The organism is Algibacter sp. L3A6, from assembly GCF_009796825.1.
In the GTDB taxonomy this organism is placed as follows: Bacteria; Bacteroidota; Bacteroidia; order Flavobacteriales; family Flavobacteriaceae; genus Algibacter.
Window position 1 is genome coordinate 4,585,105 of the sequence record NZ_CP047030.1, and the last position, 22,507, is coordinate 4,607,611.

22 protein-coding genes are annotated in these 22,507 nt (G+C 32.2%); 8 read left to right on the forward strand and 14 right to left on the reverse strand.

What is annotated here, in order from left to right; translation table 11 throughout:
- Positions 1 to 48: 48 nt before the first annotated feature.
- Entirely contained in the window at positions 49 to 513 is a 465-nt protein-coding gene (locus GQR98_RS18785; protein WP_159021008.1) for a GNAT family N-acetyltransferase, read from the forward strand.
- Positions 514 to 567: 54 nt separating this feature from the next.
- Positions 568 to 1,092 carry a thioredoxin family protein gene (locus tag GQR98_RS18790; RefSeq protein WP_159021009.1) on the forward strand — a complete coding sequence of 175 codons (525 nt, stop codon included), beginning with the start codon at positions 568 to 570 and terminating at the stop codon, positions 1,090 to 1,092.
- Positions 1,093 to 1,174: 82 nt separating this feature from the next.
- Here the strand turns inward: GQR98_RS18790 and GQR98_RS18795 are convergent, their stop codons facing one another.
- Both GQR98_RS18795 and GQR98_RS18800 read right to left on the reverse strand, forming a co-directional pair.
- A complete protein-coding gene (locus tag GQR98_RS18795) occupies positions 1,175 to 1,552 on the reverse strand; it encodes a hypothetical protein (RefSeq protein WP_159021010.1) in 378 nt (125 codons plus the stop codon).
- 383 nt (positions 1,553 to 1,935) lie between these two features.
- Positions 1,936 to 3,831, reverse strand: a complete 1,896-nt coding sequence (locus GQR98_RS18800; protein WP_159021011.1) for a peptidase M61 — start codon at positions 3,829 to 3,831, stop codon at positions 1,936 to 1,938.
- A gap of 192 nt (positions 3,832 to 4,023) precedes the next feature.
- Here GQR98_RS18800 and GQR98_RS18805 point away from each other — a divergent pair, with 192 nt between their 5' ends.
- From GQR98_RS18805 to GQR98_RS18830, 6 genes are all read left to right on the forward strand, one after another.
- The gene (locus tag GQR98_RS18805) at positions 4,024 to 5,031 is read left to right on the forward strand and encodes a glycosyltransferase family 2 protein (protein ID WP_159021012.1); all 1,008 of its coding nucleotides are present in this window, start codon (positions 4,024 to 4,026) and stop codon (positions 5,029 to 5,031) included.
- A 91-nt stretch (positions 5,032 to 5,122) separates the two neighbouring features.
- The gene (locus tag GQR98_RS18810) at positions 5,123 to 7,048 is read left to right on the forward strand and encodes a BatA domain-containing protein (RefSeq protein WP_159021013.1); all 1,926 of its coding nucleotides are present in this window, start codon (positions 5,123 to 5,125) and stop codon (positions 7,046 to 7,048) included.
- Positions 7,045 to 8,301, forward strand: a complete 1,257-nt coding sequence (locus tag GQR98_RS18815; protein ID WP_159021014.1) for a dihydroorotase — start codon at positions 7,045 to 7,047, stop codon at positions 8,299 to 8,301. Before GQR98_RS18810 ends, GQR98_RS18815 begins: the two co-directional genes overlap by 4 nt.
- Positions 8,302 to 8,306: 5 nt before the next feature.
- Complete coding sequence (locus GQR98_RS18820; protein WP_159021015.1) at positions 8,307 to 8,639, forward strand: hypothetical protein; 333 nt, start codon at positions 8,307 to 8,309, stop codon at positions 8,637 to 8,639.
- Positions 8,640 to 8,720: 81 nt separating this feature from the next.
- Positions 8,721 to 9,374: an alpha/beta hydrolase gene (locus tag GQR98_RS18825; protein WP_159021016.1), complete on the forward strand. Its 654-nt coding sequence runs from the start codon at positions 8,721 to 8,723 to the stop codon at positions 9,372 to 9,374.
- A gap of 269 nt (positions 9,375 to 9,643) precedes the next feature.
- Positions 9,644 to 10,177, forward strand: coding sequence for a hypothetical protein (locus GQR98_RS18830; RefSeq protein WP_159021017.1), 534 nt, complete (start codon positions 9,644 to 9,646; stop codon positions 10,175 to 10,177).
- Between the two features lie 314 nt (positions 10,178 to 10,491).
- Here the strand turns inward: GQR98_RS18830 and GQR98_RS18835 are convergent, their stop codons facing one another.
- From GQR98_RS18835 to dapA, 12 genes are all read right to left on the reverse strand, one after another.
- Positions 10,492 to 11,196: a response regulator transcription factor gene (locus GQR98_RS18835; RefSeq protein WP_159021018.1), complete on the reverse strand. Its 705-nt coding sequence runs from the start codon at positions 11,194 to 11,196 to the stop codon at positions 10,492 to 10,494.
- Positions 11,197 to 11,199: 3 nt separating this feature from the next.
- Entirely contained in the window at positions 11,200 to 12,729 is a 1,530-nt protein-coding gene (locus tag GQR98_RS18840) for a sensor histidine kinase (protein WP_159021019.1), read from the reverse strand.
- 106 nt (positions 12,730 to 12,835) lie between these two features.
- Complete coding sequence (gene coaE / locus GQR98_RS18845; RefSeq protein ID WP_159021020.1) at positions 12,836 to 13,429, reverse strand: dephospho-CoA kinase; 594 nt, start codon at positions 13,427 to 13,429, stop codon at positions 12,836 to 12,838.
- Positions 13,426 to 14,382: a YbbR-like domain-containing protein gene (locus tag GQR98_RS18850; RefSeq protein WP_233268051.1), complete on the reverse strand. Its 957-nt coding sequence runs from the start codon at positions 14,380 to 14,382 to the stop codon at positions 13,426 to 13,428. The genes coaE and GQR98_RS18850 overlap by 4 nt, the downstream gene beginning before the upstream one ends.
- Positions 14,379 to 15,386: a glycosyltransferase gene (locus GQR98_RS18855; RefSeq protein WP_159021021.1), complete on the reverse strand. Its 1,008-nt coding sequence runs from the start codon at positions 15,384 to 15,386 to the stop codon at positions 14,379 to 14,381. Before GQR98_RS18855 ends, GQR98_RS18850 begins: the two co-directional genes overlap by 4 nt.
- A gap of 65 nt (positions 15,387 to 15,451) precedes the next feature.
- On the reverse strand, positions 15,452 to 16,273 hold the full coding sequence (locus GQR98_RS18860) for an enoyl-ACP reductase (RefSeq protein WP_042502818.1): 822 nt from the start codon (positions 16,271 to 16,273) through the stop codon (positions 15,452 to 15,454).
- 167 nt (positions 16,274 to 16,440) lie between these two features.
- Positions 16,441 to 18,093, reverse strand: coding sequence for a DNA repair protein RecN (gene recN / locus GQR98_RS18865; RefSeq protein WP_159021022.1), 1,653 nt, complete (start codon positions 18,091 to 18,093; stop codon positions 16,441 to 16,443).
- A 57-nt stretch (positions 18,094 to 18,150) separates the two neighbouring features.
- On the reverse strand, positions 18,151 to 19,038 hold the full coding sequence (locus tag GQR98_RS18870; RefSeq protein ID WP_159021023.1) for a DUF4835 family protein: 888 nt from the start codon (positions 19,036 to 19,038) through the stop codon (positions 18,151 to 18,153).
- Complete coding sequence (coaBC, locus tag GQR98_RS18875) at positions 19,031 to 20,242, reverse strand: bifunctional phosphopantothenoylcysteine decarboxylase/phosphopantothenate--cysteine ligase CoaBC (protein WP_159021024.1); 1,212 nt, start codon at positions 20,240 to 20,242, stop codon at positions 19,031 to 19,033. Before coaBC ends, GQR98_RS18870 begins: the two co-directional genes overlap by 8 nt.
- Positions 20,243 to 20,346: 104 nt before the next feature.
- A complete protein-coding gene (locus tag GQR98_RS18880; RefSeq protein ID WP_159021025.1) occupies positions 20,347 to 20,676 on the reverse strand; it encodes a DNA-directed RNA polymerase subunit omega in 330 nt (109 codons plus the stop codon).
- A 14-nt stretch (positions 20,677 to 20,690) separates the two neighbouring features.
- On the reverse strand, positions 20,691 to 21,491 hold the full coding sequence (locus GQR98_RS18885) for an outer membrane protein assembly factor BamD (protein WP_159021026.1): 801 nt from the start codon (positions 21,489 to 21,491) through the stop codon (positions 20,691 to 20,693).
- Positions 21,492 to 21,628: 137 nt separating this feature from the next.
- Positions 21,629 to 22,507 carry a 4-hydroxy-tetrahydrodipicolinate synthase gene (dapA, locus tag GQR98_RS18890; RefSeq protein ID WP_159021027.1) on the reverse strand — a complete coding sequence of 293 codons (879 nt, stop codon included), beginning with the start codon at positions 22,505 to 22,507 and terminating at the stop codon, positions 21,629 to 21,631.

Consider the following 22,507-nt stretch of genomic DNA (forward strand, 5'->3'; position numbering starts at 1 on the left):
ATAACGTAATTTAGTTCTCGCTTTTTTAAAAAGAACTAACAAACAATTATGACGGTAGAAATAATACCTTTCGAGCAAAAATACACAACAGATTTTTATAACCTAAATATAGAGTGGTTAAAATCGCTTTTTTACGTAGAACCTTACGATGAAATGGTACTTAAAAACTGTGAAGCCCATATTATAGACCAAGATGGTCATATATTTTTCGCAAAATTGAATAATGATATTGTTGGCACAGTAGCTTTAATGAAAATGGAAGGCACTAATAATTTTGAATTAACCAAAATGGCTGTTTCTCCGGCACATCGCGGATTTAAAATTGGGCAAAAGCTTATGTTTCACGTTATTGACTTTGCTAAAACCAAACAAATTCCTAAACTTATTATTTATTCTAACCGAAAGCTAGAAAACGCCATTTACGTCTATAAAAAGTATGGATTTATTGAAATACCTTTGGAAGAAAACAACCATTACGAACGCGCCAATATTAAAATGGAATTAGTCTTTTAATTGAAGTAACTCTAATTATTTTTTTACATTTGATAATACCTTAAAAACTTTTTCATGAAAATTAAAATTTTAATCCTTTTAATTACCGGTTTACTTGCTTTTAACAACTCTATTTCTGCTCAAGAAAGCACCTCTATCTTATTAGATAAAGCGCAGACCGAAGCTAAAAAAGAAGGCAAAGCTATATTTATAAAGTTTGAAGCTTCTTGGTGTGGTTGGTGCAAAAAAATGACGAAAGACATGAAAGCCGATGAAACTAAAGCCTTTTTTGAAGCAAACTATGTTACCGTGCCTGTTGTTGTAAAAGAATCTAAAGGAAAGGAACATTTAGAGAATCCGGGATCTAACGATTTACTAAAAAAATATAACGGCGAAAAAGCGGGTTTACCGTTTTGGGTTATTCTAGATGCCGATTTAAATGTAATTACAGATGCTTACAATGCTAAAGGCCAAAATTTAGGCGCTCCAGGAACTAAAGAAGAAACAGATATTTTTATTGAAAAAATAAAGAAATCGGCGAAAAAAGTAACAGAAAATGATGTTGCGAGTATTAAAAGCCAGTTTGTACTAAAAAGTTAGATTACACATTATAAAACAAAAAAGCTCAAGATTTAAATCTTGAGCTTTTTTGTTTTATATAAACTAGTAAACACCAAAGTCCTTATGATTCTAATGGTACGTCTGGTAATTTATTTTTAAAACTTGGCGCATTCTCTCTGTACGATACCTTTTTCTTTTTAGAAACAACAAGTAATAAGTCTTCCTTTAAAGTAAATAAAGTTCCGCCTCTAAACGAATTTGTTAGTAATTCTTCTATTTCGGCAATAGCCTCGGGTAAAGAAAATTGCTTGTACAACTCCTCTTCTGTATGGCGGTATTTAAATTGAAAAACTGTTTTTCCTTCAACTATAAACAAACGCGCATAAACATTTACTAAGCCTTCACTTTTTCTTAAAGGTCTGCTTAAGGTTAGCTTTACAAACTCATCATCGATTACACTTTGTTGTAATCTTTCAAAAAAATCTTTAAATTCACTCATGCTGCAAAGATAGAAAATGCCTCTATAAAGCAATAGTTTTTAATACAATTATATGGGTGTGTTTTTGGCGTTGTATTTTAAGTAAATAATTTTAAAACTTAAATTTATTACAAGATGAAACTTGTGTTTAGGTTTTAGCACATCCTCCACAAACAGACCCGCGTTAGGGATTGATGCGGCATCCTTTTTACAAATTGGCTAAGCCTATAAACTAAGGATGAAAGCAAGTTTTAATTGAAGTGCTATTACAAACAGAACACTCCAAACCTTTGTAAAAAGATATAGCAGAAAGCCCGACCCTTTTCGGGTAACGCCATAAAAAAAACGATTGACAAACTTTACAGTTCATCAATCGTTTTAATTTGATTTTTATGTAATTACATTTAGCCTTTTAACCAAGCTTCGCGTAATGTTTTTTGAGCTTCGGTAACATCTTTCTTTTCGAAGATACCGTTACCCATAGTGTACGATTTTGTGGTTTTGGTATTGATTTCAATATCTTTTCCATCGCGGTTTAGAGTTACGTTTATATCGGTTCCTGGAGTCCAAGCAAACATTTTTTGTAACAAATCGTTTGCGTTTTGCATTGTAAATGGCTCGCCAGATACAGCTTTTAAAACATCGTTTGGTTGCACACCTTGCTCGTTCCAGAAGCTGTTTTTAGATACTTCTTCCGTAAAGAAAACTTCTCCTTTTTCTGGATTTGCTCCAAATAATAAAGTTCCTGCATTGTGTACATAGCTTGTTTCTACTTTTCCTTCGGTAATTTCTAAACCTACTTTGCTTAAAAATTGGTTGTAATTAATTGGAATATCGCCAATAACATGGTTGTCGAAAAAGTCGCGTAGCGATGGGTATGTCATGGCTACAATTTCGTCGATAAGTTTATCATCTTCAAACGGTTTGTTTTTTCCGTATTTATTAGATAGTTCTTTCATTAAAGATAAAATACCACGTTGACCGTTACTTTCTTCGCGTAACATAATATCTATGCACATACCTATTAGTGCTCCTTTTTGGTACACGTTTGTATATTGATCTTTGTAAGGTGCTTTTAGTACATTTTCGCTCATTATGGTAAAGCTCATAGCATCGTTCATGTTTTGAGACGCTTGTACTTTTTCCATGATTTTGTTAAAAAACTCATCTTCTGAAACTAGATCTTCACTTACCTGAAAAAGTGTTGCAAAATACTCGGTTACACCTTCGTACATCCATAAATGCTTAGAGAATGTTGGGTTGTTGTAATCGAAATAATGAACATCTTCTGAATGTACACTTAATGGCGTTACAATATGAAAAAACTCGTGAGATACTACATCTGTCATGCTGCTAGCTATTGTAGCCTCGTCCATATCTTCTGGTAAAACTACAACTGTAGATGTGTGGTGCTCTAATGCGCCAAAACCTTTTGGAGACTCTTCTGTCCCTTCAGATAAATACAGGTAAATATCGTATCGAGGTGTTGAGTTAATATCGCCTAAAAACACTTTTTGAGCTTGCATCATTTTAAAAACAACATCTTTTAACGACGCAGCAGAATGTACATTGTTTGGCGAGTAAACGCTTAATACAATTTTAATATCACCAACCATAAACTCTTCTACATCGAGTTTACCATACATCATTGGGTTATCGGTAATATCGAAATAACGGGTTGCGAAATAACTTGTAGTTACACTTTTACCGTCTTCACTAGTTTTAGAATTTACAGTTAGTAATGCTGATGTACGAGCAAAATCGGCAGAACCTGTTACGTCTAATTTATATTGGTTGTTTTTTAAAATATCGAAATACCCAATAAAACCATGTAAGTTAAGCACATAGTTTTCCGGCTCTATATTGGTTCCCGATGGGGAAAATGGCTCTTCGCCACCAATACCTCCTTTAGTTTCAATATCGAAAGTATCATTTACTAAATAGGTTATTTTATCCAGTTCTTTTGCATTGGCAATCGTCCATGTGTTTTCGTCTACCTTTACTACAGGCATACTTTCACCTTTATAGTTAATGGCTTTAAAATCGTCTACATACTTACCAAAATCGCTTACAGAATACGTTCCTTGTACCACTCTTGGTAATCTATAAGTTACGCTAGATACAGTAAAACGCCCTGGATTTATAACTACAGGAGCTTTATCATCGGTAACGTTATCTAAATTAATAGATGTTTCTATTGGTGTACTTACAGCTAAATCGTTTTTTGCGTTTTTTGTTGAATTACAACTTGCTAATAAAAGCCCCATCATGACAGATGCGGAAAGGAACTTGGTATTCATATTTTACTTTTAATTTAATTATGGCTGTGCATGAATTTGGTCTGGCACAACCTGGATTTATAATCACTCTATTTTAACTAAACGCATAGAATTTTTAGCAGATTCATGCAGACTACTTAGATATAAATAATTGACATCGAAATTACCATTCTGTTACATATTATTCTCCTAAGGTTTTGTTAAATTCGCAACATGCAAAAACCATTAGTCAGTATTCTCATTCCGTTTAAAAACACCGGAGCGTATTTAAAACCGTGCCTAACCTCTATTCTAAATCAAAGTTATTCCAATTGGGAATTACTTATTATAGACGACGGTTCTACTGACGATAGTTTTGATATTGTAAACTCTTTCGCGCTTAAGGATGCAAGAATACAACTTTATAAGAATATAGGAAGCGGAATTATTAATGCATTGCAACTCGCATTTTCTAAAAGTAGCGGCGAACTCATTACACGTATGGATAGCGATGATATTATGCTACCCAACAAAATTGAGGTTTTAACACATAATTTAACAACACACGGCACGCAACATGTTGCCGTTGGGTTGGTTAATTATTTTGCTGAAGATGGCATAAAAGATGGCTATAAAAGCTATGAAGTTTGGTTGAATGGTTTAACTGAAAAAGGAATTAATTTTTCTGAAATTTATAAAGAATGTGTTATTCCGTCGCCTTGCTGGATGGTTTACCGCAGTGATTTTATTGCTTGCGATGCCTTTAACCCAAACTTATATCCTGAAGATTACGACTTAGCTTTTCGGTTTTACAAACATGGTTTTAAATGTATCCCTTGTAACGAAGTTTTACATAATTGGCGCGATTATAATACCCGTACTTCACGTACGCATGTGCATTATGCTGAAAATCATTTTATTGATATTAAGTTGAAATATTTTCTAGAACTCGATTACAATCCCGACAAAACCTTGGTAATTTGGGGCGCTGGAAAAAAAGGAAAGACCATTGCTAAAAAACTGATTGAAAAAAAGATACCTTTTGAATGGGTTTGCGATAACCCTAACAAAATTGGTCGCGACATCTATGGCGTAATTCTTAAACCCTTTAATTATTTAGCTGAAACTGGCCACGCACAAAGCATTATTACTGTAGCTAATAAAACCGAACAGAAAGATATTTTAGAATATCTGGAAGGACTTAACTTAAAACCAATTGAAGATTATGTCTTTTTCTGTTAATTGTGTTTTTTGAGTTTATTGTTAGAAAAATATTCGTGAATTGATGGCATTATTTTTTTCATTCTCTATATTTGTGTAATTATAAAAAAACATGCAGTTTAAACACCCCGAACTTCTTTACGCCTTATTTTTACTGCTTATCCCTATAATTGTTCACTTATTTCAATTACGTAAATTTGAAAAAGTAGATTTTACCAACGTTGCTTTTTTAAAAGAAGCAAAACTACAAGCTCGAAAAAGTTCGCAAATTAAAAAATGGCTTATTCTCTGCACGCGCTTATTATTATTAGCCTGCCTTGTATTAGCCTTTGCTCAACCTTTTACAGCAAAAACAAACGCTTTTAAATCGAAAAAAGAAACGGTAATTTATTTAGATAATTCGTTTAGCATGCAAGCTAAAGGTAATAAAGGCGAGCTTTTAAAAAGAGCCATACAAGATATTATAGCGCATGTTCCTGAAAACGAAAACATAACACTTTTAACCAATAACAACGTCTATAAAAACGTAACCATTAAAAGTATAAAAAACGATTTACTACAACTTGGCTACGCCGCTACTCCACTAACGTCTCAAGCGGCCTATTTAAAAAGTAACACCTTTTTTAGCAATCAAAAAAGCAGCTTAAAAAGCTTAATTTACATCTCAGATTTTCAAGATAGTAATCAAGGTTTTTCAATTGAGAAAGACTCTTTGAAAACAAATTATTTTGTTCAACTTCAACCTGTAAACAACGAAAACATCGCTATTGATAGCGCTTTTATTTCAAACAAAACAGCCTCTGAAATTAAATTAAGTGTCCTTTTGAAAAACACGGGAAAACCTTTAGAGAATCTACCCGTTTCACTTTTTAATAACGACACTCTAATTGCAAAAACATCGGTAAATATAGATAAAGAAGCGAGCACGACCTTTACACTACCAACAAATAAAATAATAAACGGTAAAATAAGTATTGATGATGCGAGTTTACAGTTTGATAACAGCTTGTTTTTCAACATTAATAACACCGAAAAAGTTAATGTATTAGCAATAAACGAAGCCAATGATGATTTTTTAAAACGTATTTATACGGTTAGTGAGTTCAACTACACATCATCTGCTTTAAACCAGTTAAACTATAACATTTTAGAATCGCAAAATCTAGTTGTTTTAAATGAAATTAACACCATACCAAATGCTTTAACTACTGCGCTAAAACAATTTACGAGCCAAGGTGGTTCGCTTGTTGTTATACCTTCTAGCAATATTACTATAGACGCTTACAACAATTTGCTGCAAAGTTTTCAGTCTACTTTTAAGAGTTTCAATAAAACTGAAAAACGCATCACAACTATCAATTACTCGCATCCTTTATTTAACAATGGGGTATTTGAGAAACAGGTTAGTAATTTTCAATATCCGAAAGTTAACGGATTTTATAATATAAATTCTGCAAGTCTATCCTCAATTCTTAAATATGAAGATGGCGCTCCTTTTTTGTTTCAGAATAAAAATACTTTTGTATTTACTTCGGCCTTAAATAAAGAAGATTCCAACTTTAAAAATTCGCCGCTAATTGTACCTACGCTTTACAATATTGGGAAGTATAGTTTTAAAATCCCTGAGCTATATTATACCATCGGGAAAAATAATAGCTTTGAAGTCAATACGCAATTGCAACAAGATGCCGTATTAGCGCTGAGCAACCAAACGGAAAATATGATTCCGGAACAGCAGCTTTTTAATAACAAAGTGCTTATTAAAACTTCTGAAACACCGAATACTGCTAATATTTACAACATAAAAAACAAAACCGACGTTATTAAAAACGTAAGTTATAATTACGATAGAACGGAAAGCAACCTGCTTTACTCCAACTTATCTACCACAGAAAACATAAACCTAAACAACTCTGTTGCTCAAGTTTTCGATACTATAAAAAGTGACTCAAAAATTAATGCGCTATGGAAATGGTTTGTTATTTTTGCACTAGCGTTTTTACTTACTGAAATGTGCATATTAAAATATTTTAAATGAACATACTTATAAAATCGGCCACGATAATAGATTCTAAAAGCGAGTTTCATAACAGTACTCAGGATATATTAATTGAAAATGGCGTGATTACTTCCATTGCTAAATCCATTAAAAACACCAACAAATACCAAGAAATTCAACTTGATAATTTACACATTTCTCAAGGTTGGTTTGATAGTAGCGTGAGTTTTGGAGAACCCGGTTTTGAAGAACGTGACACCATAGAAAATGGTTTAAAAACCGCGGCTGCATATGGCTTTACAGCAGTAGCCATGAATGCGAATAGCAACCCAGTAATAGACTCTAACTCTAATATTACATTTGTAAATGCTAAAGCGCAAAACCATGCCGTAAGCTTATTGCCTATAGGCGCTTTAACTGTTGGAAGTAAAGGAGAAGATTTAGCCGAATTATACGATATGAAATCTGCCGGAGCTGTAGCTTTTTACGATTATAAAAAGCCAATTTCTAATCCTAACCTCATGAAAATCGCGTTGCAATACGCCAGTAATTTTGATGGATTAATTTGTGCTTTTCCTCAGGAAAATAAAATTGCAGGTCACGGTGTAATGAACGAAAACATTACAAGTACTACCCTTGGTTTAAAAGGTATACCTGCTATGGCAGAAGAATTACAAATTGCACGCGATATATTTTTGCTAGAATACACCGGTGGAAAATTACATATCCCAACTATTTCTACTGCAAAATCGGTAGAATTAATACGCGAAGCCAAACAGAAAAAACTCAACATTACTTGTAGCGTTGCTATACATAACTTATATTTCTCTGATGCAGCATTAAGCGATTTTAACACGCATTTTAAAGTATTACCTCCCTTACGCATACAAAGTGATATTGATGCCTTAATTGAAGGTCTTAAAGATGGCACTATCGATATGGTAACCAGCGACCACAACCCAATAGATATCGAACATAAAAAAATTGAATTCGACCATGCTAAATATGGTACTATTGGTTTAGAATCGGCTTTTGGTGCGCTTCAATCCTTATTCACCATTAAGAAAACTATTGATATTTTAACCAAAGGAAAATTAAGATTTGGATTAGAAAACACACCGATAAATATTGGCAACAAAGCAGATTTATCTTTATTTAATCCGGATACAAAATACACGTTTTCTAAAAATGACATCATATCGAAATCTAAAAACGCCATTTTTGAAGGTGAAGCTTTAAAAGGTAAAGTTTACGGTATTATTTCTAACAATAAAGTTTCTATAAACTCATAATTTAAATGACAGTACAAGATATTGAAATAGGGCGCAAAAACGCTATAATTAGCTATTTAACCATATTTGGAACTATAATAGCATTCTATTTAAACAACGAAAAAAAGAGTGAGTTTGCTACCTTCCACATCAGGCAATCCTTAGGCCTTTGGTTAACCTTTTTTGCATTAGGTTATATTGTTGGTAGTTTTAATAGTTGGTTAGTATCTATGGGATTCTACATATTTTTTGCAGTACTTTTCGTTTTTGGATTTGGAAACGCTGTTGGCAAAAAAGCACAACCTATACCATTGGTTGGCGCTTTATATCAAAGAATGTTTGCTAACCTTGGCAAATAAAGACAAGAGTTTTGAAATTTAAAAAATAAACCTAACTATTAAAACAGCAAGAAACTTCTTGATGTTTAAACCCATACACAAATGAATAAAGATCTATCTTTAGAACATATAATTCGTAAATCATCTTTAACAGAAAATGCACCATTACTCATTTTACTACATGGTTATGGAAGCGATGAAAACGATTTATTTTCGTTTGCAAACGAATTACCAGAAGAACTTTTTATTATTTCAGTAAAAGCACCTTACCCAATGCAACCACATGGAAATGCTTGGTATGCTATTAATTTTGATGCTGAAAAAGGAAAATGGAGCGATAATGAACAAGCTATTTTATCTCGAGATTTGATTGCTAAATTTATAGATGAAGCTATTGAAACCTACCCAGTAAACAAAGATAGTGTGTCACTTTTAGGTTTTAGCCAAGGTTGTATTTTAAGTTATGCTGTAGCTTTAACTTATCCTGAAAAAATAAAAAACATTGTAGCTTTAAGTGGTTATGTTAATCCAGATATTTTCCCGAAACCTATTCAAAAAGAAGATTATGCCCATTTAGATTTCTACTGCTCTCACGGTAGTGTAGATCAGGTTATACCTGTAGATTGGGCAAGACAAAATGCGCCTTATTTAAGTAAATTAAACATAAAACATAAATATTCTGAATTTCCTGTTGGGCACGGTGTTGCTCCGCAAAACTTCTACGAATTAAAAGAATGGTTATCTGCTCGTATTTAAAAAAGTTCCATAACTCTCTAAAAACAAAAAAAAACACTTCACTTTGAAGTGTTTTTTTGTTTCCCTAAAACCGACACTGTAATTGTTAATTTATTGCTTTGTTTTTAAGTAAAAACATAAATTATTGAAGCATATATAATAATGCTTTATTTGCTCTAATTTGAAAGAAAAAACAACTTTACGAAGAAAAACTTTACACAATAAAAAGTACATTTGTACATCATGTAAAAAGAAAAAAGCAAACACTTAACTCCTTAACCTTAATTGTTATGAAATTTAAATCACGTTTCTTTCCATTGTTTAAAAGTACCATCTTTACACTTATACTAGCTTGTATTGCGATTACTTCTTGTGAAGATGATGATGACACATTAGAAAATTGTTTTAAGCCTACTTTCACTACAGAACACACATCAGGAACATCTTATGTGTTTTCTCCTGAATTTGAAATATTAAATGGAACCGAAATTAAAGAAGGTTATATTCTAAAGTTTTTTGTAGATGGTGAATATAAATATCAAGCCTTAGGTGCTGCTTGGGATGATGGTGAATTTAGAACAACTTTAGAGCCTGGAACCCATGAAGTTTGTTTTGAGTTAACCACAAACGACTGTACAGAAACACGAACTAGCTGTGAAACTATAGAAGTAGCCGATTGCTTTACCCCTGATTTTAACATCTCTTTATTTTCTGAAGGGTTTTACCAAATACAACCAAATTTCGATGTATTAGATGGCACTAGTATTAAAGCTAGTTATGATCTAAAATATTATTTGGATGGGGAATATAAAAGTACAGCTTAGGGAGAGGGTTTTGATCAAGGAAACTTTTTTATATCCCTAGAGCCAGGAACATACGAGGTTTGTTATGGCCTAATTACTGATGCTTGCCCAGAAGAACAATTTAGTTGTCAAACTGTAACGGTTCCTGAATTATAGATCATCGAATAACGATTTCAACATATTAGATTTCAATCTGTTTTCTAAAGTTTAAACATCAAAATAAAACTTAACAGAATACGCGTTAAACATCTATTTCCGAAGTAAAATATATACCATAAAAAAACCTGTCAATTCATATAAACTAACAGGTTTTAAATATTATTTATGTTGAAATATTAGCTATTTACAACTAATCTAAATCCTTCACCATGTATATTAAGTATCTCTACTTTTGGATCTAATTTTAAATACTTACGAAGCTTTGCAATGTAAACATCCATACTTCTGGACGTGAAATAATTATCGTCTCTCCATATTTTAGTCAGTGCTAATTCACGAGGCATTAAATCATTTTCATGTAATGCTAACAAACGTAACAACTCATTTTCTTTAGGCGATAACTTTACAGGTTCTGCTCCATTATGACTTAAAAAACGAAGTTTAGAATTCAAGTCGAAGCCACCAATTTTAAATTCAAATTGTTTACTATCAGAAACTGTTTCTGTTGCTTTTCTTTGAATAATAGCTTTTATTTTCATTAGTAACACCTCACTATCAAACGGTTTGTTTAAATAGTCGTCTGCTCCTACTTTATAACCTTTAAGCACATCTTCCTTCATGGTTTTAGCCGTTAGGAAAACAATAGGCACATCGGTGTTTTTTTCACGTATTTCTTTAGCTAAAGTAAAGCCATCTTTATACGGCATCATAACGTCTAAAATACATAAATCGAAATCATCCTTTTTGAATTTTTCAAAACCTTCCATACCATTTTTGGCATGCGTTACGTCATAATCATTCATCATTAAATAATCCTTAAGTACGGTTCCAAAATTTGGATCATCTTCTACTAATAAAATTCTTTTTTTATGCTCTTCCATAATTTACGATATTAACGGAAGCCTTACTGTAAAAGTACTTCCTTTGTCTTTTTCACTTTCTACTGTTATATAACCTTGATGGTCATCTACTATGCGTTTCACGTATGCTAAACCAAGTCCATGGCCTTTAACATTATGTATATTTCCAGTATGTTCTCTGTAAAATTTTTCGAACACACGTTTTACGGCAGCTTTACTCATTCCGCTACCTTGGTCTTTAATTTTCAATATAATATTAGTCCCAACATTTTCCGTATACACGTCTATTTTTGGGGCTTCTGGAGAATATTTAATGGCATTATCCAAAATATTTACCACCACATTTGTAAAGTGCGTTTCATTTGCTAAAACCGATGTGCTTTCTGCATCCAAGTGCGTATGGATATAGCCTTGTCTGTCTTCCACAATCAATTCCACATGGGTAATAGCATCTTCTATTAACTCATGAAAATCAACGCGCTCTTTACTTATATTTAGCTCATTCTTTTCAAGTTTAGAAATACGTAACACATTTTCTACTTGTGCGTGCATACGTTTATTCTCTTCTTTAATCATGTTTAAGTAACGAATTACCTTATCACGATCTCCAATGATTTTAGGATTCTTAATAGAATCTAAAGCTAAATTTATAGTCGCAATTGGCGTTTTAAACTCATGCGTCATATTATTTATAAAATCGGTTTTAATTTCCGAAATTTTACGTTGTTTCATTAACTGATAAAGCGCTCCTGTATACGCCATAATAATGATTAACGTAAACACTATAGATAGCAAAATCATACCAATTATAGTCGACAAAATAAACTTACCATCTTCCGGGAAATTTACCAATAATTTATACGGACTTCCCGTATTCATATTAGAAAAAATAGGCACAGAATACGTTGAAGCCTTATCATAATCAAAGGAATCACTCTGAATTTTTGTTGCCAAATCGTTACTGTAAATAGCAAATTCGAAATTAATATTAATCGAATCTTCTTTTAACTTGCGATCTAGCATTTCTTCAATCATTTCTCTAGAAACTCTTTGATGAATTGGTCGCCTTTGTGCAATATCTTTATAAAGATCTTCAAATAAAATTTTATCGGTTGTAGACATCTTCTCTAAAACCAATAATTTATCATTCGAACTTAAATCTAAATCCGACTCTTTATTACTATAAACTCTTGTTTGGCGTTCGTTATAAATGCGTTTCACATTTATAGTATCTAACCCCATGTCAAAAAGCGGTGAACTCAGCTTATAATTTTCTTCTAAAATACCACTACTATAAACTACAATTTCTTTTGAATCGGAGTCTTCTTGAATAATATTTAAGTTTCTAATAGCAGCCGTATCTACCGATACACCTTGCAAAACTAAATTCTGAAGTTTGTAAACATACTCTGCCTCTTCCTTAGTTTCAATAGTATTGGAAACATAGTAAAGTGCTGTTTTTACACTACTTCTAAAACGCTCTTTTTCGTTCTTTACAGAATTGTTAATATAGTAAGCTTGGATAGAAATTATCCCTATCAAAGATAAACTCATTAACAATATTAAAACGAAAATTATACGTTTGCTCATTATTCAAAATTAACATTTTAACATTTACTAAAACAGCTTTTAACCTTACATTAACAAAAATGTTAAAATTCTATGATTTCTGTATTTTTTTAAGAATCTGAGCGTGTACAGAAGCTACTTGTTTTTTAGTTTTTTCGAGGTCAATATTTTCGATAACAAAATGCGAAAGCTTTACTTTTTCGGCATCGCTCCATTGGTTATCCATAATCGCTTTTACCTTTTCTTCTGTAGTATTATCGCGTTCCAAAACACGTTCTATTTTAGCTGCTTTAGGAGCCGTTACAGCAATAATATAATCGCAGAGTTTATCACCTCCATTTTCAAATAAAATAGCGACTTCTTTTATTACGTAGACTGATTTTTTTTTGGCTGTCCATTTTTCAAAATGCCTAGCCACTCTTGGGTGAATAATAGCATTCATTTGGTTTAGCATATTTTTATCATTAAAAATAATACTAGCAATAAATGGCTTATTTAAACTTTGATCCACGTAAGCTTCTTCCCCAAACAACGCAATAAGTTTACGCTTAATAATTTTGGACTTAAGCATCAGTTTTTTGGCCTCAACATCGGCAATATATACTGGCACACCTAATGCCTTAAACATTTTTGCTACGGTTGTTTTCCCGCTACCAATACCACCTGTAAGCCCTATTACAATCATTTCGTTATAATAAATTCTATTAATTGCTGATTTATTCTTGCATTTTTAACCTGTTCTGGCATTTTAACCAATTCTGGCGTTAACGTAGAGCCTTTGGTGACTTTACTATAATCGCAAACCACTTTAAAATCTTTTACAGTAACACTATTAAAGTTTTTTAAACTCACATAATAAGATACGTTAATTTCCTTTGGAAAATATTTTATTCTTAAAGAATCTGGCGTGTTTATAATATGAACCGGAATCTTTAATTTTCCTTCTGTGAACTTTTCAACTTTAGCTTTTAACACAATTGTTCTACTCGAAAATTTTAAATCGTCCATATTAGGAAGCTCTAATTCTAAGTTTTTAGTAATATCACTTTTTACATCTATTAAATTTACAGGCTTTGTTTCAATAAACTTCAACTTTGAAACCAAAACATCTGGACCTATTACAGTAACCGAATCTGGTTGTAATTTATAATCTCCAGCTACATCATAACCTAAAGAAAAACTTACCTCCGATTTTAACCTAACAGGTACTTTTTTCACCAAATTAACACCATACTTAAAGTAAAGCGTATCTGGCAAAATATTTAATAATTCTACATGACTTTCAAATTGTGTATTTGCCAAATATTTAATCGATTTGTGCCAAACATAAGCCGAATCTTTTCTGTAAACATCTTTAGCAAAATCAATTTTAACTTTAGGCGAACTCATGTAATAATTTAACCATTTAAAGCCATGAGTTTTTAAGGTAATGGCCAAAAAATTAGTACTATCATTCAAAATAACATGCTCTTGAGGCACATGCTCCATCTCAATATTAAACACTAGAGTATTAGTATATTCTTTAGATAGTTTATTAAAAATCAAGATAATGAAAGCCGACACCAGAAAGAGTAGAAAAATATTGATTTTTTTACTTTTTATAGAAGATAATAAATGAGACTTTAATTTTTTTATCATTTCGATTTAAAGAATAATTTAGGAAAGTGATTTTCAGGATCCTTATTTAAAACAGATACAGCTATTGTCGATTTCAAAAACCCATAACCATAACCAAAAAATTGAATAATTATTGCCGGTATTGCCAAAATAGAAACTACGATATTTTTGGTAGAAATTAAAGCTAATAAAAGGGCAACTCCGAAATACAACGAATAAGCTATTAAGCCAAAATTAATATTAACAAGAAGCAATAAAATAGAAAACACAAAGCCGAAACAAAACAACGTAGGAAACCAATAGGTTATTTTTTTAGTTGAAGGGTGCCAGCTATTTAAAATAGGCCTTACCATTCCGAATTTATGAACCTGCTTATAAAAATTACTCCAAGAAATGCGGCGTTTATGATATACAAAAGCTTCAGGAATTAAAGTGGTTTTAAAACCTAAATTCCATAAACGAATAGATAAATCGGGATCTTCACCAGGATGTATACGTCCAAAACCAGAAGAAGCAAGAAAAGCTACTTTTGATAACCCCATATTAAAACTCCGTGGCTCAAAGGTATCTACACTTTTTTTGTTCCCTCTAATACCGCCTGTAGTGATAAAAGAAGTCATTGAAAAATTAATAGCTTTCTGTAAATTAGTAAACGATTGGTGTGCGGCATCTGGCCCTCCAAAACAATCTACATAATTAGCTTCTAACCCTTTTTCAACTTCAGATAAATATTGTGATGGTAAAATACAATCGGAATCTAAAATGATAAAATAATTCCCCTTAGCTCTTTGCATTCCATAGTTTCTAGAATCTCCTGGCCCCGAATTTTCTTTGAAATAATAAGAAATATTTAACTTATTTTTAAAAGCATCTACTATTGATTTTGATGATAAAGTAGAACCATCTTCAACGATAACAATTTCAAAATCTGTATCCGTTTTTAAGCCCACAAAACTCTCTAAAAGTTCTTGGGTTTCGTCTGGTCGATTATAAACCGGAATTATGAATGAAAACTCTAACTGCATAACACAAAAGTAACAAAAAAGCCACCCTTTTACAGGTGGCTTTCATAATATATAATCTTTATTTTCTATTTTTCTTCAGCAGCAACAAATGCACTCATTACTTCGTCACTAACACCCATATTACTAAAACCTCCGTCGTGGAATAAGTTTTGCAGTGTTACACGCTTAGTTAAATCACTAAACATAGAAACAGTGTAGTTTGCACAATCTAAAGCTGTAGCATTACCAAGTGGTGACATTTTATCAGCGTAAGCAATAAAACCATCAAAACCTTTTACACCACTACCTGCAGTAGTTGGTGTTGGCGATTGAGAAATAGTGTTTACACGTACTTTTTTATCTCTTCCGAAGAAATATCCAAAACTACGAGCTACACTCTCTAAATATGCTTTATTATCAGCCATATCGTTATAATCAGGAAACACACGTTGTGCAGCCATATAAGTTAAAGCAACAATAGAACCCCACTCGTTCATAGCATCTGCTTTGTAAAGCGTTTGCATAACTTTATGAAAAGACATTGCAGAAACATCTGTTCCTTTTTGGGTCCATGCATAATTCTGATCGGTGTAATGCTTTCCTTTACGTACGTTAATAGACATTCCGATAGAGTGTAAAACAAAATCAATTTTACCTCCAAGAATTTCCATAGATTTCTCTACTAAATTCTGTAAATCTTCTTCCGAAGTCGCATCAGCAGGAATAATTTGAGAACCAGTTTTTTCAGCCAATTCATTAATCTGTCCCATTCTCATGGCAACTGGCGCGTTTGTTAAAACAAAAGTTCCGCCTTCTTCATGAACACGTTCTGCAGTTTTCCAAGCAATTGAATTTTCATCTAATGCTCCAAAAATAATTCCTCTTTTTCCTTTTAGTAAATTGTACATATTAATTGGTTTATTTCCCTAATTCAACAAAACGTTTGTTCTGGTTTGTTTCGCTGTTATCTCCCTTTACAAGGCTATAATACGGGCCGTATTTTTAATTTATTGATTAATTTAACGCCGCAAAAATACTAAACTTTAAACTTTAAATCTTAAAAGCTTTAGTTTTTTTAATTTAGTAATTCCTTAGCATGTGCAATGGCTGACGACGACATTTCTATTCCACCTAACATTTGTGCAATTTCTACAATACGCTCATCGCGATTTAACTTTACTAAATTGGTACGGGTAACATCGTCTACATCTTCCTTATAAACTTTAAAATGCGAATGTCCTTTAGCTGCAACTTGCGGTAAATGCGTAATAGAAAACACTTGCATGGTCTTACTCATATCCTGCATAATATCTCCCATTTTGTTAGAAATCTCACCAGAAACTCCAGTATCAATTTCATCAAACATAATAGTCGGTAATTGTATGTAGTTTGATAGAACAGATTTAATAGCAAGCATAATTCGTGATAGCTCACCACCAGATGCTGCTTTTTTAAGTTCGTTAAATTGACCTCCTTTATTTGCAGAAAACAAAAACGTTAGCTCGTCTTGGCCATTTGCAAAAAAGGCATCTTTTAATGTCGCTTCAATTTTAAACTGAGCATTTGGCATCCCTAAGCTCGCTAAAATAGTTTCTAATTCCTTTTTTAACTGCGGAATTACAGCAACACGTGTTTTATTTATTTCTTTTGAAATTTTATTTATTTGCTTAGTTTTAGCTAAAATTTCATTTTCTTTTTTCTGAATATTTTCATCTAAACTCTCTGTTGCCGAAACTTTTTCTTCTAATGCATTTTTAATTTGAATAAGCTCTGCTACATCTTCCGCAACGTGCTTTTGCATTAAATTATGAATAGCCTTAAGTTTTGCATCTACAACTTCTAATCTAGCCGGATCGGCATCTAATTCCTCTTGCAAAGTATCTACCTCGCTGAAAACATCGTCCATTTCAATAAGACTACTGTTAACACGGTTAAACAAATCTTCGTACTTAGAAGATATACCAGATAACTTCTGAAATACATTTTTCAAGTTGGTTAAACTCCCTAGAACTCCAATTTCTTCTTCTGATAATAATTGATGTGCTTCCGATAGTTTTTCTTGTATGCCTTCAATATTATTTAAAGTCTCGTACTCCTCCTCTAGCGTTTCCACTTCACCATCAACTAAATTAGCTTCTACCAATTCACTCAATAAAAATGAGTTGTAATCGTGCTCTTTAATGGCTTCCGCCTGAAAGGTTAAAAGTTCTTTTAAATCCTTCTGGAGTTTTTTATAGCCTTTTAATTCAATTTTATAATCTTGTAAAATAGTATCGTTATTAGCTAAAGCATCTATTATTTGAAATTGAAAACCATTATCGGTTAATTGCATGGTTTGATGCTGAGAATGGATATCAATTAATCGTTCACCTAAAACCTGCAAACCTTTTAAATTTACAGGAGAATCATTTACAAAAGCTCGTGATTTACCTGAAGGCAAAATTTCTCGACGGATAATAGTTTGTTCTTCATAATCGAAGTCTTCTGCTTCAAATAAAGCTTTCAGTTTATAGTTTGAAACATTAAAAACAGCTTCAATAATACACTTTTTTGAAGTATCTTTTAAATTACTTAAATCGGCACGTTTACCTAAAATTAAAGATAAACCACCAAGAAGGATAGATTTTCCTGCTCCAGTTTCACCTGTAATTATAGAAAAACCATCGTTAAAATTAACCTGTAAATGATCGATTAATGCGTAATTTTTTATAGAAAGCGATGTTAGCATTTTTTGTAGTCTTTTATGTTAGACTTAATATTTAGTTGTTAGTATAAAAGTGTTATTCTAAAACTTAATGTTACTCCATTTAGAACTATGCATGGGCGCAATACGTTGCAGTGTTTCTTTTAAACTTGCAATATTTACGTTTGGACCATCGCTAAAAATTTGTTCTAACTCGTCGGCCTTTGCGTCAAAAAACGTTCGTAATAAAAAAGAATTAGGTCTACGACTATTCATATCTTTAAATGTAGAAAGTGCCGATGCAATCTCTTCTTTACCTTTTTTATTATTTTCTGCCATAACATCCATACCTACTCTGTGGTAAGTATACATAACCTCACGAAACTCTTTAAACGTAGGCGACATGATGTTATCGATAAGTGCAAAACGACTTTGTAAACCATCTTCTAACTTCCAACCTGCCGAATTACTTTGCTGCGAATAATTAGTAATAATTTGCGCTTGTTTAAAATAAGGATCTCCACCTTTTTCGGCAAATGAATCGGCATCTAAACCGAGAACCATATATACATGAAACCCTAACACAGAAACTAAATTAGATTCGTATTGCGTAGGATTAAAGATTAGGTTTTGAAATTCTAAATATCTAAAATTAAAATCTTTATCGTTAAAATTATAAATTGGAGAACTGTATGATGAGCCGTAAGTTGGTCGAGAAGATTGCACTTGTAACGTTGCACTAAAAGACTCTCCGCTATACTCAATGATATTAATAAACATACTACAATCTACACGCTCTTGTGGTGCAAACTTCTGGTTAGTCCATTTTGTTTTATTTACAAACTCGGTAAGTTGTTTTTCTAGAGTTTTAAAAATAGGAAAGTTTTCGTTTCCGGTTTGTTGCGCATTAACAATCACTTTACAGTTTAGTTCTTGCGAAATACCCGTGAAACTTAATACTAACAATAAAACAACTAATATGTTACGCATGTATATTTTCAATAATTTTATTTAACAAATCTATCGCCACATCGGCTTTTGATTTTAGGCTATTTTCGGTAATATTACCAGCATCATCAATAAAAGTAACCTTATTGGTGTCACCTTTAAAACCAGCGCCTTTATCATTTAACGAATTTAAAACAATTAAATTTAAATTCTTTCTTTTTAATTTTCCTTTTGCATTTTCGAGCTCGTTATTAGTTTCTAAAGCAAAACCTACTAAGTATTGACTTGTTTTAATATCGCCTAACGAAGCTAAAATATCTTTAGTACGCCCTAACTCTAACGTTAACGTATCACTTTTCTTTTTTATTTTCTGATTAGAAACTTCTTTTGGAGTAAAATCGGCAACTGCTGCAGAAAGCACAGCAACATCAACAGTATTGAAATGCTCGTGAACCGCATTATACATATCAGCAGCACTAACAACCGGCACTACGTTTATTAAAGAATGTGATACTTTTTGATGTGTTGGTCCTGAAATTAAAACCACTTCGGCTCCAAGGTTGGCAGATGCTTTTGCTATTTCAAAACCCATTTTTCCACTAGAATGATTACCAATAAAACGCACAGGATCTATGGCCTCATAAGTTGGTCCAGCAGTAATCAATATTTTTTTTCCGCGTAGTGGTAATTTCCCTAAGATATCTTGTTCAATAAAAGACAGAATATCTTCTGGTTCTGCCATCCGGCCCTCGCCTACTAAACCACTCGCTAATTCTCCGCTTCCAGCAGGAATCATAATATTTCCAAAACTCTTAAGTTTTTTAAAAGATTCTAATGATGCGGGATGCTTATACATATCTAAATCCATTGCTGGTGCGAAATACACCGGACATTTAGCTGATAAATATGTCGCTAGAAGTAAATTGTCGCTAGCACCATTCATCATTTTAGATAAGGTATTAGCTGTGGCAGGCGCAATAATAAAAACATCGGCCCAAAGTCCTAAATCTACATGATTATTCCAAGTAGCATTATCATCTTCTTCATTTGTAAAAGTAGAATGTACCGGGTTTTTAGAAAGTGTAGATAAGGTTAAAGGCGTAACAAACTCTTTAGCCGCAGGCGTCATCACGACTTTTATGTTTGCTCCAGATTTAACAAATAACCTAACTAATGAAGCCGTTTTATAAGCTGCAATACCTCCTGTAACTCCTAACAGTACATTTTTACCGTTTAAAATACTCATAAAATAGATGATTCAATTTTAATATTTACTTAATAACCTAAGAAACTCCAAGCCTATTATTATAATTGGTTTGGAGTTTAAATATTGTAAAGAAATTTAAGAATTTACTCTTGAGTATCTTCTTCTGTATTTCTAAAATAAATTTTATCTGTTAACCATTCTTGAACAGCTAATGAATGAGGTTTTGGTAATTTTTCGTAAAATTTAGACACCTCAATTTGCTCCTTATTTTCAAAGATCTCTTCAAGACTATCGTTATAAGTAGCAAATTCTTCTAACTTATCGATTAATTCTTTTTTAATCTCCGTATTAATTTGCTCTGCACGTCTTGATATGATTGAAATTGACTCGTAGATGTTATCTGTTGGCTCATCTATTTGATTTCTATCATACGTAATCGTATTAACGGGAGCATTGGTTTTCTTTAAATCCATTTTGGTCTTGTTATTTAACTTTTTGTGCTATATTTTTCTAAAGCGCCGTTTAATTCTCCTGCCATATCATCTGCTTGCGAAATGAACTCAGAGTTTACATAAGCTTTTTTAAAGCTTTCGTAAAATTCTTTAGCTTGTTTTAAACGTACTTCTTTTTTTCGTTCTACACTATTCATTGCTAATTTATGTGCAGAATCTAATCTGTAAAACAAAGCTTTCTCTCTTAAAGAAGATCCTGGAAAATCGAAAATAAAATTATTAAATGATTTTATTGACGCTTCAAAATCTGATATTAAATTGTACTGCTTTGCTATACTATATGCTTTATTCTCTAATTTAAAATCTAACTCTTGTACCAAAGTATTTGCATCGGCAACATATTTAGATTCTGGAAACACATTAATAAATGTTTGCAATTTCTCAATAGCTTCAACCGTTTGCTTTTGATCTTTAGTATAAGCTGGTGAAAGCATTGAATAACTTTTTGCACTTAAAAAGGAAGCTTCTTCTTGCTTTTCACTATTTGGATAACTTGATGCAAAACGCTCGAACTGATACCCTGCTACATAATAATCTCCCATTTCATAGAAAGAATTAGAATATAAATACATTAATTTTTCTGCTTGAGGCTTTCCTCTATAATTAGGTACAATTTGAGCAAATAACCTATTGGCTTTAGCAAACTTACCTTCGTTATATAATTCTTCACCCATTTTAAATTTAGTGGCAATATCTTCAGATTTTAAAACCTTTTGATACTCGCTACAACTACTTAAAACAGTGAATACTAATAAAATGTAAAAAAACTTTTTCATAAATATAAAAGAGGATGCAAAATTAGGTTAATAATATGGATATTAAAAATATTATTTTCAATCCAAACTTTTGCTAAAATAGAGGCTTAAACCCAGTAATCATAAGGTTTAAGTTATATTTAACACTGAAAAAATATTTAATAAGCTTCTACAAAATCTTTAATTTTTTGCTTTAAAGCATCTGTTGCGGGCACTAAAGGCAACCTCACAGTATCTTCACATAAGCCTAAAGCTTGAAAAACGGCTTTAATTCCAGAGGGGTTATTCTCCTCGAATATATAATCGATAACATTCATTAATTTAAAATGAAGTTTGTAAGCCGCTTTATTATCTCCTTTTAATCCTAAACGAATCATTTCAGAGAAATCTTTAGGAAAAGCTTGCCCTATTACAGAGATAACTCCAGCCCCACCTGCTAAAACAATAGATAATGCTAAATCATCATCCCCTGAAATCACTAAAAAATCTTCTGGTTTATTCTTTATTAATTGTAAATATTGAGCCACGTTATTTCCTGCTTCTTTTACAGCAATAACATTTTTAAAATCGTTTGCCAATCTTAAAGTTGTATTAACATCCATATTTTTAGATGTTCTACCTGGTACATTATAAAGTATAATGTCTACAGGCGAAACTTCGGATATAGCTTTAAAATGCTGATAAATTCCTTCTTGAGTTGGCTTACTGTAATAAGGTGTAACCGATAAAATAGCATCTATACCACTTAAATCTGTTGTCTTAATTTCTTCAATAACCTGCATAGTGTTATTGCCACCAATACCTAAAACTAAGGGCACACGACCGTTATTAGCTTTAGCAATAGTTGCAACAATAGCTTTCTTTTCGTCTTTAGTAATTGTTACACTCTCGGCAGTTGTACCGCTAATTACCAAATACTCTGTGCCATTATCAATATTGAAGTTTACAATATTGGTTAATGCTTCATGATTTACTGTTAAATCATCATTAAAAGGCGTTACCAATGCCACTCCAGTTCCAAGAAACTTACTATTCAT

What these genes read in the sequence shown, in the direction of transcription:
- GQR98_RS18790 (WP_159021009.1), top strand. Translation starts at nt 568, where the DNA reads ATGAAAATTAAAATTTTAATCCTTTTAATTACCGGTTTACTTGCTTTT.
- GQR98_RS18800 (WP_159021011.1), bottom strand. Translation starts at nt 3,831, where the DNA reads ATGAATACCAAGTTCCTTTCCGCATCTGTCATGATGGGGCTTTTATTA.
- GQR98_RS18870 (WP_159021023.1), bottom strand. Translation starts at nt 19,038, where the DNA reads ATGCGTAACATATTAGTTGTTTTATTGTTAGTATTAAGTTTCACGGGT.
- GQR98_RS18885 (WP_159021026.1), bottom strand. Translation starts at nt 21,491, where the DNA reads ATGAAAAAGTTTTTTTACATTTTATTAGTATTCACTGTTTTAAGTAGT.
- GQR98_RS18840 (WP_159021019.1), bottom strand. Translation starts at nt 12,729, where the DNA reads ATGAGTTTATCTTTGATAGGGATAATTTCTATCCAAGCTTACTATATT.
- GQR98_RS18815 (WP_159021014.1), top strand. Translation starts at nt 7,045, where the DNA reads ATGAACATACTTATAAAATCGGCCACGATAATAGATTCTAAAAGCGAG.
- GQR98_RS18805 (WP_159021012.1), top strand. Translation starts at nt 4,024, where the DNA reads ATGCAAAAACCATTAGTCAGTATTCTCATTCCGTTTAAAAACACCGGA.
- GQR98_RS18830 (WP_159021017.1), top strand. Translation starts at nt 9,644, where the DNA reads ATGAAATTTAAATCACGTTTCTTTCCATTGTTTAAAAGTACCATCTTT.
- GQR98_RS18850 (WP_233268051.1), bottom strand. Translation starts at nt 14,382, where the DNA reads ATGATAAAAAAATTAAAGTCTCATTTATTATCTTCTATAAAAAGTAAA.
- GQR98_RS18810 (WP_159021013.1), top strand. Translation starts at nt 5,123, where the DNA reads ATGCAGTTTAAACACCCCGAACTTCTTTACGCCTTATTTTTACTGCTT.
- GQR98_RS18835 (WP_159021018.1), bottom strand. Translation starts at nt 11,196, where the DNA reads ATGGAAGAGCATAAAAAAAGAATTTTATTAGTAGAAGATGATCCAAAT.
- GQR98_RS18820 (WP_159021015.1), top strand. Translation starts at nt 8,307, where the DNA reads ATGACAGTACAAGATATTGAAATAGGGCGCAAAAACGCTATAATTAGC.
- GQR98_RS18785 (WP_159021008.1), top strand. Translation starts at nt 49, where the DNA reads ATGACGGTAGAAATAATACCTTTCGAGCAAAAATACACAACAGATTTT.
- GQR98_RS18795 (WP_159021010.1), bottom strand. Translation starts at nt 1,552, where the DNA reads ATGAGTGAATTTAAAGATTTTTTTGAAAGATTACAACAAAGTGTAATC.
- coaBC (WP_159021024.1), bottom strand. Translation starts at nt 20,242, where the DNA reads ATGAGTATTTTAAACGGTAAAAATGTACTGTTAGGAGTTACAGGAGGT.
- GQR98_RS18880 (WP_159021025.1), bottom strand. Translation starts at nt 20,676, where the DNA reads ATGGATTTAAAGAAAACCAATGCTCCCGTTAATACGATTACGTATGAT.
- dapA (WP_159021027.1), bottom strand. Translation starts at nt 22,507, where the DNA reads ATGAATAGTAAGTTTCTTGGAACTGGAGTGGCATTGGTAACGCCTTTT.
- GQR98_RS18825 (WP_159021016.1), top strand. Translation starts at nt 8,721, where the DNA reads ATGAATAAAGATCTATCTTTAGAACATATAATTCGTAAATCATCTTTA.
- recN (WP_159021022.1), bottom strand. Translation starts at nt 18,093, where the DNA reads ATGCTAACATCGCTTTCTATAAAAAATTACGCATTAATCGATCATTTA.
- GQR98_RS18855 (WP_159021021.1), bottom strand. Translation starts at nt 15,386, where the DNA reads ATGCAGTTAGAGTTTTCATTCATAATTCCGGTTTATAATCGACCAGAC.
- coaE (WP_159021020.1), bottom strand. Translation starts at nt 13,429, where the DNA reads ATGATTGTAATAGGGCTTACAGGTGGTATTGGTAGCGGGAAAACAACC.
- GQR98_RS18860 (WP_042502818.1), bottom strand. Translation starts at nt 16,273, where the DNA reads ATGTACAATTTACTAAAAGGAAAAAGAGGAATTATTTTTGGAGCATTA.